Source organism: Pseudomonas sp. FW305-20 (genome assembly GCF_058788075.1).
In genome coordinates, this window is the sequence record NZ_JBYTAJ010000003.1 from 228761 (window position 1) to 240916 (window position 12156).

General features: G+C 58.9%; 10 protein-coding genes. 4 read left to right on the plus strand and 6 right to left on the minus strand.

Annotated features, from left to right (window positions below; all coding sequences use genetic code 11):
• Window positions 1–140: 140 nt before the first annotated feature.
• Window positions 141–1586, minus strand: a complete 1446-nt coding sequence (locus tag AC3WP4_RS04505) for an aldehyde dehydrogenase family protein (RefSeq protein ID WP_074873757.1) — start codon at window positions 1584–1586, stop codon at window positions 141–143.
• 60 nt (window positions 1587–1646) lie between these two features.
• Window positions 1647–2558: a 5-dehydro-4-deoxyglucarate dehydratase gene (gene kdgD / locus AC3WP4_RS04510; RefSeq protein ID WP_074873756.1), complete on the minus strand. Its 912-nt coding sequence runs from the start codon at window positions 2556–2558 to the stop codon at window positions 1647–1649.
• Between the two features lie 236 nt (window positions 2559–2794).
• On the opposite strand from kdgD, the gene AC3WP4_RS04515 reads away from it, so the two are divergent.
• The gene (locus AC3WP4_RS04515) at window positions 2795–4111 is read left to right on the plus strand and encodes a phospholipase (protein ID WP_102616287.1); all 1317 of its coding nucleotides are present in this window, start codon (window positions 2795–2797) and stop codon (window positions 4109–4111) included.
• Window positions 4112–4125: 14 nt separating this feature from the next.
• The gene (locus AC3WP4_RS04520) at window positions 4126–4317 is read left to right on the plus strand and encodes a hypothetical protein (protein WP_074873753.1); all 192 of its coding nucleotides are present in this window, start codon (window positions 4126–4128) and stop codon (window positions 4315–4317) included.
• Between the two features lie 52 nt (window positions 4318–4369).
• Here AC3WP4_RS04520 and AC3WP4_RS04525 read toward each other — a convergent pair whose 3' ends face one another.
• The 4 genes from AC3WP4_RS04525 to AC3WP4_RS04540 form a co-directional block, all read right to left on the minus strand.
• Entirely contained in the window at window positions 4370–5119 is a 750-nt protein-coding gene (locus AC3WP4_RS04525; RefSeq protein ID WP_046045828.1) for a FadR/GntR family transcriptional regulator, read from the minus strand.
• 242 nt (window positions 5120–5361) lie between these two features.
• Window positions 5362–7089 carry an ABC transporter ATP-binding protein/permease gene (locus AC3WP4_RS04530; RefSeq protein ID WP_074873751.1) on the minus strand — a complete coding sequence of 576 codons (1728 nt, stop codon included), beginning with the start codon at window positions 7087–7089 and terminating at the stop codon, window positions 5362–5364.
• 97 nt (window positions 7090–7186) lie between these two features.
• On the minus strand, window positions 7187–7753 hold the full coding sequence (locus AC3WP4_RS04535; protein WP_008148925.1) for a response regulator transcription factor: 567 nt from the start codon (window positions 7751–7753) through the stop codon (window positions 7187–7189).
• Entirely contained in the window at window positions 7746–9008 is a 1263-nt protein-coding gene (locus AC3WP4_RS04540; protein WP_074873750.1) for an ATP-binding protein, read from the minus strand. The genes AC3WP4_RS04535 and AC3WP4_RS04540 overlap by 8 nt, the downstream gene beginning before the upstream one ends.
• Before the next feature lie 316 nt (window positions 9009–9324).
• On the opposite strand from AC3WP4_RS04540, the gene AC3WP4_RS04545 reads away from it, so the two are divergent.
• Both AC3WP4_RS04545 and AC3WP4_RS04550 read left to right on the plus strand, forming a co-directional pair.
• A complete protein-coding gene (locus tag AC3WP4_RS04545; RefSeq protein ID WP_074873748.1) occupies window positions 9325–10041 on the plus strand; it encodes an SIMPL domain-containing protein in 717 nt (238 codons plus the stop codon).
• A 487-nt stretch (window positions 10042–10528) separates the two neighbouring features.
• A complete protein-coding gene (locus AC3WP4_RS04550) occupies window positions 10529–12154 on the plus strand; it encodes an ABC transporter substrate-binding protein (RefSeq protein WP_074873746.1) in 1626 nt (541 codons plus the stop codon).
• Window positions 12155–12156: the final 2 nt, after the last annotated feature.

Consider the following 12156-nt stretch of genomic DNA (forward strand, 5'->3'; position numbering starts at 1 on the left):
ACTGTTGATCCCTGTAGCAGCTGTGGAGTGAAACGAGGCTGCGATCTTTGCTTTTAAAGATCAAAAGCTCGCAGCCTCGTTTCACTCGACAGCTGCTACAGGGAGTTGCGGTGTTCGGTTGAGCCGGACACCGCGGTGTATCAGGAACCGATATAAGAGGTCTTCACCACGGTGTAGAACTCTTGCGCATAGCGACCTTGCTCACGTGATCCATAGGATGAACCTTTACGCCCACCGAATGGAACGTGGTAATCCACGCCCGCGGTCGGCAGGTTGACCATCACCATCCCGGCCTGGGAGTGGCGCTTGAAGTGGTTGGCGTACTTCAACGACGTGGTGGCGATGCCCGCCGACAGACCGAACTCGGTGTCGTTGGCCATGGCCAGCGCGGCCTCGTAATCCGCTACGCGAACCACGTTGGCCACCGGGCCGAAGATCTCTTCGCGGCTGATACGCATCGCCGCTGTGCTGTCGGCAAACAGGGTTGGCGCAAGGTAGTAGCCTTCGGTGTCGCAGGTCACCAGACCACCGCCGCTGACCAGACGCGCACCCTCGGACTGGCCGATGTCGATGTACTTCATGTCTTGTTCAAGCTGCGCTTGCGAGACCACCGGACCAATGTCGGTGCCGGACTTCAACGCGTGACCGACCTTGATCGACTTCATACGCTCGGCCACAGCTTCAACGAACTTGTCGTGAATCCCGGCGGTGACGATGAAGCGGCTCGAAGCAGTGCAACGCTGGCCGGTGGAGTAGAACGCGCTCTGGACCGACAGCTCGACCGCTTGCTTGAGATCGGCGTCGTCGAGAATGATCTGCGGGTTCTTGCCGCCCATTTCCAACTGAACCTTGGCCTGGCGCGACACGCAGCTGACCGCGATCTGACGACCGACGCCCACGGAACCGGTGAAGCTGATGCCGTCGACTTTCGGGCTCTGCACCAGCGCATCGCCCACCACACGACCGCTGCCCATCACCAGGTTGAACACGCCGGCCGGGAAGCCTGCGCGGGAGATGATTTCGGCCAGCGCCCAAGCGCAACCCGGCACCAGATCCGCCGGTTTCAGCACGACGCAGTTGCCGTAGGCCAGGGCCGGGGCGATTTTCCACGCAGGGATCGCGATCGGGAAGTTCCATGGCGTGATCAGACCGACCACGCCCAGCGCTTCGCGAGTCACTTCAACGTTCACGCCCGGACGCACCGATGGCAGATAGTCGCCGGACAGGCGCAGGCATTCGCCGGCGAAGAACTTGAAGATGTTGCCGGCGCGAGTCACTTCGCCGATGGCTTCGGGCAGGGTTTTGCCCTCTTCCCGAGCCAGCAAGGTGCCGAGCTCTTCGCGGCGGGCGAGGATTTCGCTGCCGACTTTATCCAGGGAATCGTGACGTGCCTGAATCCCGGAAGTCGACCACGCCGGGAACGCGGCGCGAGCGGCGTCGATGGCAGCGTGAACCTGAGCCAGATCAGCCTTGGCGTATTCGCCGATGGTGTCGGTCAATTCGGACGGGTTGATGTTGTTGCAGTATTCGCTACCCGCAACCCATTCACCGTTGATGTAGTTATCAAAACGCTTTGAATCAGCCACAGAGAATCTCCTCACGCAAAAGGCCGCTGATCACTCAGCGGCCTTGTTTAATCGGATGTGTTACTGCGCACCTTGCTTGTCGATCAGCGCAGCCAGAGCTTCGTACTCGTCTGGCAGCAGATCGGTCAGCGGCGCACGCACAGGACCTGCGTCATAGCCGGCAATTTTTGCCCCGGCCTTGACGATGCTCACCGCGTAGCCAGCTTTGCGGTTACGGATGTCCAGGTAAGGCAGGAAGAAGTCGTCGATGATCTTGCCGACGGTGGCGTGATCTTCGCGGGCGATGGCGTGGTAGAAATCCATCGCGGTTTTCGGGATGAAGTTGAACACCGCCGAGGAGTAAACCGGTACGCCCAATGCCTTGTAGGCGGCGGCGTAGACTTCGGCGGTCGGCAAACCGCCCAGGTAGCTGAAGCGATCACCGAGGCGACGACGGATCGACACCATCAACTCGATATCGCCCAGGCCATCCTTGTAGCCGATCAGGTTCGGGCAGCGCTCGGCCAGACGTTCCAGCAACGGAGCGGTCAGGCGGCAGACGTTGCGGTTGTAAACCACCACACCGATTTTCACCGACTTGCACACGGCTTCAACGTGAGCGGCAACGCCGTCCTGGCTGGCTTCGGTCAGGTAGTGCGGCAGCAGCAACAGGCCTTTGGCGCCCAGACGCTCGGCTTCCTGTGCGTATTCGATGGCTTGACGAGTCGAACCGCCAACGCCGGCCAGAATCGGCACGCTGGTTTCGCAGGTGTCGACGGCAGTCTTGATGATTTCCGAATACTCGCTGGCCGCCAGAGAGAAGAACTCACCGGTGCCGCCCGCGGCGAACAATGCCGAGGCGCCGTATGGGGCCAGCCATTCGAGACGTTTGATGTAGCCCGCGCGATGGAAGTCGCCCTGAGCATTGAAATCGGTAACCGGGAAAGACAGCAGACCGGAAGAGAGGATGGACTTCAGTTCTTGTGGATTCATTATTCGAACACCCTGGATAGCGACGTATGTGTGAGAAAACCGTTCAGCCTTCGCCGAAGTTGTAGGTCATCGTACAACTTAAATAATTACCGTCAACTGCATTTCATCGCCAACCACAAAATTTGAGTCGGAAAGGTATTTTCTTGACGTGGGAAATTTCTCACCTATGATCCAGATGACTGTATATGCATACAGTCATTTTTTGATCGTACCGACGACATATCAAGGAGATAGAAATGTCAGGTCTACACGCACAACAGAAAGAAAAACCGAAACAGGTCATTGCCGAACTGGATGATCTTTTTACCGAGCATGGCATCTCTCTCATCGGGGATAACCAGCACCTGGTCTTGCAGATTGCTGATCATCAAAACTCTGCGCCTGCCCTTCCCGCACCTCTGCCCACAGCCTCCGGCAATGCCCTGAAAGGCAGGCCACAGCTGAGGTTCGAGGGTGGCGAACACACCGCCATCGGCGACAGTACGCTGCTGCGTTTCATCAAGGACGCACCGGCGATTCCCGCTTCGCAGGTGGAGCTGCATCTACCCAATGGGCTGGCGCTGACCTATGGCCAGGTCATTGCGCTGGGGGGTGATTTCTATGGCATTCCCAATCAACCGATCAGCGAAGGCGCGACGGCCGCCGACCGAATCCAGCGATTTACCAACGCCTTTGAGTCGCTGGCAGTGCTGCCTGCTTCTAACGCCGAGGCCAAACTGATCCTCGGCATGATGCAAAAGGAAATCGCCGCGATCAAGCAAGCGATCAAGGACGGAAAACAACCCCACGAGGCCTATGACGCCCTCGGTGATACGTTGTCGGAAGAGTGGAACAAGATCACCGGCGGCGGCAGTTTTGTCTCGGCGCTGTTCCCGTTGGGGCGTTATCTGAAACTGGCCGCCAACAATGCCGATCACTTCGCCGAATGGGCGTTGCTGGCCTACATCGCCGGGCACACCGCAGCGGTGCAACAAGCGGTGCGGGCCCACGCCAGCGGCGATGAAAAGCAGCTGGAACTGGCCTATGCGATGAACGCTTTTGCCGATCACTACCTGACCGACCTGTTTTCCGCCGGCCACCTGCGCGTGCCGCGCAAACAATTGGCGGCGGTGGTCACACCGAGCGATCTGGGTTCGTTGATCACGCGATTCATGCACGACGAAGACAGCAAATTCGGCCTCAACGTGCGCAATGGCAACGGCGATCAATGGCACGCGTATGGGGACAAGCGCTACTTCGACGCGATCGACAGCGTCAATCGCGTCCAGGTGAATCAGGCAGTTCAGGTGTCTGCGGATGAAGTGTTCGCGGCGTATATCAGTGGAATCGCTCCGTCGGCCGCCAATTTCGGCGTCTTGAAAAAGCTGCCTGATCTGCAAGCCGTCCTGAACCTGGCGTCCAACTTTTCGCCGCTGTTCAGGGTCGAGGGCAACAAGGTGCTGCGACGCAAGGACGTCAACAACCTGAACGACACCGCCACCGTGGATGACTGGTGGGGCTGGAGCACTTACTTGCTGCTCAAGGATTACCAACCCACTGGCAACGTTGCCTGATAAGGAGATCGATGATGACTATCAAATTGAAACTGGAACTGGCTTCGGGGCAATCGCTGAAGGGGGCGCCGTTGGAGTTGTTGGCAATGGGAGTGCCGATTGCTCGGGCGGTGGTGGATGAGCATGGCCATGTGGCGTTCGATGCCAAGGCTGGGGTTTCTGAGTGGGCCGTGAGGGTGGATCGCTCAATTCTCAGGACCGACTGATTCCCCGTACCTGATTGTTCCCACGCTCTGCGTGGGAACGATCTATAACTTCCTACCCGCGCTGAGCTTCTGCCTCTTCATGCGCATGACGCAGCCGCTCGCGACTATTCGTCAGGTGCAACCGCATCGCCGCCCGCGCCGCATCCGAATCCTGACGGGCGATCGCGTCGTAAATCTCTTCATGCTCACGGCTCAGACGATTCATGTAGTGCTGCTGGTCGTCATGGGCCAGGCGCGCCGAGTTCAGGCGTGTTCGCGGAATGATGCTGGTGCCCAGGTGGGTCATGATGTCGGTGAAGTAGCGGTTGCCAGTCGCCAGGGCGATTTGCAGGTGGAACTGGAAGTCGGACGCCACGGCATCGCTGGCATGGGAAACACTTTCATTCAAAGCGTCCAGCGCAGCACGCATCAAGGCCAACTGCTCGGGGCTGCGGCGTTGTGCGGCGAGGCCAGCGGATTCCACTTCAAGGCTGATGCGCAGTTCCAGAATCGCCAGTACATCCCGTAGCGTGACCACGGTCGCCGGGTCGATACGGAAACCGCTCGGGCTTGGGGTGTCGAGCACGAAAGTGCCGATGCCGTGGCGGGTTTCAACCTGGCCGGCCGCCTGCAAACGGGAAATCGCCTCGCGCACCACGGTGCGGCTGACGCCATGGGCATCCATGATCGCCGACTCGGTGGGCAACTTGTCGCCACGCTTGAGGTGACCGTCGCGGATCTGCTCGGACAGCACCGTCACCAGCTCCTGAGCGAGGCTGCGGCGCTTGCGAGGGAGGCGGGGGGCGTCGATCGGGTTTTCCATGGTGAACGTCTTTCTCGAAGTTGCGGCTGAAACCGCATCATAGCTCAACGCGGTTGTACGATCACCGTCGGCAAACACTATCCCTGTGGGAGTGGGCTTTCTGTGGCGAGGGGGCTTGCCCCCGTTCCAGTGCGCAGCACTGGCAAAATCTTGTAAGCATGCGAGATTTTGGGGCTGCTTCGCGACCCAACGGGGGCAAGCCCCCTCGCCACAAAGGCTCCATCCAAAAGGAAGGCGGTGGTTTATGCGGTCACGGTCTGGTCCACCAGATGGCCATTCTCGATACGCACATGACGTGGATGGAACCGCTTCAGGCTGCTGCGGTGCCCGACGCTGACGATGCTCAATCCCGGAATCTCATCGATCAAGGTCTGATACAGCGACGCTTCGTCCTCCTCGTCCATCGCCGAGGTCGCTTCGTCCATGTACAGCCATTGCGGCGCGTAAAGCAGCGCACGAGCGAAGGCCAGACGTTGCTGCTCACCCGGCGACAACATGCGCTGCCAGTGATTGGCTTCGTCCAGACGGGCAACGAGGTGCGGCAAACGGCAGGCCTCCAGCACATGAACGTAGCGTTCCTGCGGATACGTATCGCCAGCCTGTGGATAACTCAACGCCTCGCGCAGCGTGCCAATCGGCAGATACGGTTTTTGCGGCAGGAACAGATAACGCCCCGTCGGCAGACGAATGCTGCCATGGCCAGCCGGCCACAGATGCCCCATCGCCCGCAGCAAGGTCGACTTGCCGCTGCCGGAACGGCCACTGAGCATGACCCGCTCGCCCTCCTCCACGGTCATCTCGGCGTTGGTCAGCAGGTGACGACCATCCGCCAGATCGAGGCCGAGGTTGTGCACCTTCAAAGCCGAGCCCGAATTCTGCACATCAATCGTCGGTGCACGATTTTCGTTGTCAGTCATGGCCTGGCGGAAACTCAGCAGACGATCACAGGTAGCCCGCCATTCGGCGAGGTCCTGGTACGCCGTAATGAACCAGCTGAAGTTGTCCTGGACGTTAGCGAACGCCGAGTTGATTTGCATCAGCTCACCCAGCTCGATCTTGCCAGCGAAGTATCGCGGCGAGGCGACCATGAACGGGAAGATGACGGCGATCTGCTCATAACCGGATGTAAAGAAGGTCAGGCGCTTGGACACCTTCATGATGTCCCAGTAGTTGTGCCAGACCATTCCAAAACGGCTGCTCAAGCGACGATTTTCATTCGGCTCGCCGTTGTACAGCGCAATGCTTTCGGCATTCTCGCGAACCCGCACCATGGAGAAACGCAGGTCGGCTTCGAAGCGTTGCTGGTTGTTGTTGAGGCCGATCAGGCGACGGCCAATCAAATGCGTCAGCCAACTGGCGACGGCGGCGTAGACCAGCGCGCACCAGAACATGTAACCGGGAATCGTGAAACCAAATACTTCGATACTGCCGGACACGCCCCACAAAATGATCGAGAACGAGACGAGGCTGACAATGTTGCGGATCAAACCAAGGCCCAGGAGCAAGGTGTTGGTGGTGAATTTATTGAGGTCTTCGGAAATGCGCTGGTCCGGGTTATCGGTGTAACCACCCTGCTCCAGCTGGTAGTAATTCTTGTTGTCGAGCCAGCGGGTGAAGTGCTTCTCGGTGAGCCAGGCCCGCCAGCGGATGGTCAGCATCTGGGTCAGGTAGAGCCGATACACCGCGCCGAGAATCGCCACCGCCGCAATGCCGCAGAAATACAGGATCAACTGCCAGAACGCGGCCTCATCCTTCCTTTGCAGGGCATTGTAAAAATCCTTGTACCAACTGTTGACCCACACCGAAATCGCCACGCTGAACAACGACAGCGCGATCACCGCGATCAGCAACGTCCAGGCCTTGCCCTTCTCTTCGCTGCGCCAGTAAGGCGTAGTCATTGCCCAGACTTTGCGAAAAAACTGCCCGCGCACAGCATCATTGACCGCGGAATATTCAGCGTTCTGATTCATGGATAAGGCTCGATAAAGAAAAGAACACACACGAACCGATCATAGAGGATCGGTTCGGTTTGTCGCGAGGTGCGGCCCGCATTCGTTCAGCGCAGGTTCAGCGACGAACGGGACGCTTCTGCAGTTTGCGCTGCAGCGTGCGGCGGTGCATGCCCAGGGCCCGGGCAGTGGCGGAGATGTTGCCTTCGTGTTCGGTCAGCACGCGCTGGATGTGTTCCCACTGCAGGCGATCCACCGACATCGGGTTTTCCGGTACCAGCGTGTCGAGGTCGGCGTGCTCGGAGAGCAACGCGGCCAGCACGTCATCGGCGTCCGCCGGTTTGCACAGGTAATTGCAGGCGCCGCGCTTGATCGCCTCGACGGCGGTGGCGATGCTCGAGTAACCGGTGAGGATCACCACGCGCATTTCCGGGTCCAGCTCAAGCAGCTTGGGCAACAGCACCAGGCCAGAATCGCCGTCCATTTTCAGGTCCAGCGCGGCGTAGTCCGGCAGGTCGGCCTGAGCGATGGTCAGGCCTTCTTCGGCGGAACCGGCGGTGCTGACGCGAAAGCCGCGGCGGGCCATGGCACGGGCCATCACCCGGGTAAAAGTTGCGTCGTCGTCTACCAGCAGCAAATGCGGCAGTTCTTCGCCTTCGCCTTCGACTTGGATCTCGTCACTCATGTTCGTCTCCTCGGGCGACACGGGGCAGGCGCAGCTCGGTGAGCGTGCCGCCTTCCTCATGACTGTAGAGTTTCACTGAGCCGCCGGCGCGTGTCACGCTGGCCTTGCTCAAAAACAGGCCCAGGCCGAAACCTTTGCCCTTGGTGGTAAAAAACGGCTTGCCGATCTGCTCGGCGATAGCCAGCGGCACACCGGCACCGTGGTCGCGGATGCTGATGGTCAGGTCTTCGGCATTCCAGTCCAGCGTCACTTGCAGCCCTTCGGGGCAAGCGTCGGCGGCATTGTTGAGCAAATTCAGCAGCGCCTGGGTCAGGTCCGGCGGCGGCGCCATGCGCGGCACGGGGCCTTGGCCCAGGCGCTGGAAGCGATAACTGGCTTCCGGGCGCATCAGGTGCCAGCGGTTCAGGGCTTCGTCGAGCCAATCGGTGACGTCCTGCATCTCCACGGCCAATCGACGATTGGCTTCGGCGGCGCGCACCAATTGCTGCAAGGTTTCCTTGCAGAGTTTGACCTGATCCTGGAGCACGCTCAGGTCCTCCTGCAACATCGGGTCGTGATGGTCCTGGCGCATTTCCTTGAGCAATACACTCATGGTCGCCAACGGCGTGCCCAATTCATGGGCGGCACCCGCAGCCTGGGTCGCGACGGCCAGCAATTGCTGATCGCGCAGGCCTTCCTCGCGACGAATGGCGCGCAATTCTTCCTGACGGCGCAGCTCTTCGGCCATGCGTGCGGCGAAGAAAGTGATGACCGCCGCCGCCAGGGCAAAGCTCAGCCACATCCCGTAAACCTGCAGGTTTTCCCGAGCGATCGGGAAGGTTTGCAGCGGATAGAAGCGCGCCAGCAGCAGGGTGTACATCGTCAACGCGATGCCGGACAGAATCACCGAATAACGCCACGGCAACGTCACCGCGGCAATGGTCAGCGGCACCAGGTAATAAGAGACGAAGGGGTTGGTCGAGCCGCCGGAGAAGTACAGCAAGGCACTGTGGATAAACAGGTCGCAGGCCAGTTGCACGGCGTATTCGAGTTCGGTAACCGGCCATGAGGTGCGCAGGCGAATGGCCGTGAATGCACACAGCAGCATCGAACAGCCGAGGGTCGCAGCCAGTTGGAACCAGGGCAGCGGCAGCAAGTCGAGCCAGTAGGCCAGGCCCACGGAACCGGCCTGAGCGGCCAATACCAATGTGCGGATGAACGTCAGCCGCCAAAGGTTCTGGCGAGTTGCGGAAGTGATTTGAACGGGGGCGAGCATGAGCTCTCCTGATGAGCGCTCCAGGCGGATCGCACGGAGTATAACCAAGCACGGGGGCTGGCAGGCAAAAGTGCGGCAAACGGCCACATGGCAGAAAGAGTTGTGGCGTCTATAAGACCGCTATCGCGAGCAGGCTCGCCCACATTGAAATGCGTCCCCTTGTGGGAGCGAGCCTGCTCGCGATTGACTGTGAAGCAGTCCCCTGCGATCGATCTGTATAGAAGTTGTAACTGTGCGAACCGGATCATAAAAGCTAGAGTCTGATGGTTTCACGCAGGCCCGGACATTACCCCTGCGCATCGCCCAAGGAGCTTTCATGCACACATTCCGCCGCAGCGCCGCCCTTCTTGCCCTTAGCGCTGGCACTCTCGCCAGCCTGCCGGCCCTCGCCGCCGACGAGCTGCACTACAACCAGATCGCCCTGCGCGCCGAAGTCAGCCAGGAAGTGGCCCGCGACCTGATGATCGTGACGCTCTACACCGAAGAACAAAACACCGACCCGGCCAAACTCGCCGCCGACGTCAGCACCACCATGAACAAAGCACTGGCCCAGGCCAAGCAGGTCAAAGACATCACCCTGCGCCAGGGCAGCCGCAACAGCTACCCGATCTACGATACCAAGGGCCAGAAAATCACCGGTTGGCGCGAACGCGCCGAACTGCGCCTGGAAAGCTCCGACTTCGCTGCGCTGTCGAAACTGACCGGCGAATTGCTCACCGACCTGAAAATGGGTGGCATGGACTTCGCCATCGCCACCCCAACCCGCAAAGCCAGCGAAGATGCGCTGCTTAAAGAAGCCGTGACAGCCTTCAAGGCCCGCGCTCAATTGGCGACCGACGCGTTGGGCGGCAGCGGTTACAAAATCGTCAACCTGAACCTGAACAGCAACGGTTATCCACAACCGTACATGCGTGGGCCGATGATGATGAAGGCGGCGAGCATGGATTCGGCACCAGTGACGCCTGAGGTTGAGGCGGGCACCAGCCAGGTCAGCATGACGGCGGATGGTTCGATTGAAGTGTTGATGCCTTGATCAGCTAAACCCCGCACACAAAAACGGCGATCACCGAAGTGATCGCCTTTTTTTATGCAGGACCAAAAAGCCAGGGCACCACCCACAGATGTCCACTGGCAAACAGTAACGGAACAATCTGCCCCCACAGACACAACACTCCTTTAAACAACAAACACTTGGCCACCAAACAAGAACTCAATCCCATTCGCGTCATTCGCACCCGTCGTAATGGGTATAAATAAGTAACACCGCGCTCCAATCGAGTGCGCAAGACAGCCACGGCGCCCCGCCCAGGTGCGCCATATGCACCGTAAAAAACCTGCGCAAACGGTCAAATGCGCGTGAATTTATACAAATGCGACATTAAGGTACGTTCGTGCCACTGTTTAAGGCCCGTGGCCGCTCTGGATCTTGCATTGGGTATGGCCCCTGCATAAGTATCCGCAGGCACGACTCACGAGGTCGTCCTCTAATTCCAAAAATGACAACAAATCATGAGGCCACCATGCTTAAACACGCGGTCATTCCGTTTTTAGTCGGCGCAAGCTTATTAGCCAGCGCACCTTTCGCCCAAGCGGCGACTAACCTGGTGTTTTGCTCCGAAGGGAGCCCGGCCGGTTTTGATCCTGGTCAGTACACCACCGGAACCGACTTCGACGCCTCTGCAGAAACCATGTTCAACCGTCTGACTCAGTTCGAGCGCGGCGGCACCGCCGTTATTCCTGGTCTGGCGACCAAATGGGACATCTCCGATGATGGCCTGACTTACACCTTCCACCTGCGTGAAGGCGTCAAGTTCCACACCACCCCGTATTTCAAGCCGACTCGTGAGTTCAACGCCGACGACGTGCTGTTCACCTTTAATCGCATGATTAACAAGGATGATCCGTTCCGTAAGGCGTACCCAACCGAATTCCCGTACTTCACCGACATGGGGATGGACACCAACATCGCCAAGATCGATAAAGTCGACGACAAAACTGTCAAGTTCACCCTGAAGGAAGTCGACGCCGCGTTCATCCAGAACATGGCCATGAGTTTCGCGTCCGTCCAGTCCGCCGAATATGCCGCCCAACTGCTGAAAGAAGGCAAAGCCGCGGACATCAACCAGAAACCGGTCGGCACGGGTCCGTTCGTGTTCAAGAGCTACCAGAAAGACTCCAACATCCGCTACACCGGGAACAAGGACTACTGGCTGCCTGACGACGTCAAGATTGACAACCTGATCTTCGCCATCACTACCGACCCGTCGGTACGCATCCAGAAGCTGAAAAAGAACGAGTGCCAGATCACTCTGTTCCCACGTCCGGCCGACCTGAAGGCTCTTCAGGAAGACAAGACTCTGAAAGTGCCTAACCAGGCTGGTTTCAACCTGGGTTACATCGCCTACAACGTGATGCCAGTGCTCAAGGGCCGCACCGACGCCAACCCGCTGGCCGAGCTGAAGGTTCGTCAGGCGCTGGACATGGCAGTGAACAAGCAGCAGATCATCGACTCGGTTTACCAGGGTGCAGGTCAACTGGCGGTCAACGCCATGCCACCGACCCAGTGGTCCTACGACACCACCATCAAGGACGCCAAGTACGATCCTGAGAAAGCCAAGGAGCTGCTCAAGGAAGCGGGCGTCAAGGAAGGTACCCAGATCACTCTGTGGGCCATGCCGGTTCAGCGTCCATACAACCCGAACGCTAAATTGATGGCTGAAATGCTGCAATCCGACTGGGCGAAGATCGGCCTCAAGGTCAACATCGTCAGCTACGAATGGGGCGAGTACATCAAGCGTTCCAAGGGCGGTGAGAACCAGGCGATGCTGATCGGCTGGAGCGGTGACAATGGTGATCCGGACAACTGGCTGAACGTGCTGTTCGGCTGCGATTCGCTGCAAGGCAACAACTTCTCCAAGTGGTGCGACAAGAAGTTCGACGGCATCGTTAAAGAAGCCAAGCGCACGACCGATCAGTCCAAGCGCACCGAACTGTACAAACAGGCGCAACACGTCCTCAAAGATGCTGTTCCAATGACACCTATCGCTCACTCGACGGTGTTCCAACCCATGCGCGACAACGTGCAGGACTTCAAGATCAGCCCGTTTGGCTTGAACTCCTTCTACGGCGTCAGCATCAGCAAATAAGG

Bases quoted from the DNA above. Each gene is read 5' to 3' on its own strand.
- kdgD (WP_074873756.1), bottom strand. From the start codon at position 2,558: ATGAATCCACAAGAACTGAAGTCCATCCTCTCTTCCGGTCTGCTGTCT.
- AC3WP4_RS04515 (WP_102616287.1), top strand. From the start codon at position 2,795: ATGTCAGGTCTACACGCACAACAGAAAGAAAAACCGAAACAGGTCATT.
- AC3WP4_RS04520 (WP_074873753.1), top strand. From the start codon at position 4,126: ATGACTATCAAATTGAAACTGGAACTGGCTTCGGGGCAATCGCTGAAG.
- AC3WP4_RS04525 (WP_046045828.1), bottom strand. From the start codon at position 5,119: ATGGAAAACCCGATCGACGCCCCCCGCCTCCCTCGCAAGCGCCGCAGC.
- AC3WP4_RS04530 (WP_074873751.1), bottom strand. From the start codon at position 7,089: ATGAATCAGAACGCTGAATATTCCGCGGTCAATGATGCTGTGCGCGGG.
- AC3WP4_RS04535 (WP_008148925.1), bottom strand. From the start codon at position 7,753: ATGAGTGACGAGATCCAAGTCGAAGGCGAAGGCGAAGAACTGCCGCAT.
- AC3WP4_RS04540 (WP_074873750.1), bottom strand. From the start codon at position 9,008: ATGCTCGCCCCCGTTCAAATCACTTCCGCAACTCGCCAGAACCTTTGG.
- AC3WP4_RS04545 (WP_074873748.1), top strand. From the start codon at position 9,325: ATGCACACATTCCGCCGCAGCGCCGCCCTTCTTGCCCTTAGCGCTGGC.
- AC3WP4_RS04550 (WP_074873746.1), top strand. From the start codon at position 10,529: ATGCTTAAACACGCGGTCATTCCGTTTTTAGTCGGCGCAAGCTTATTA.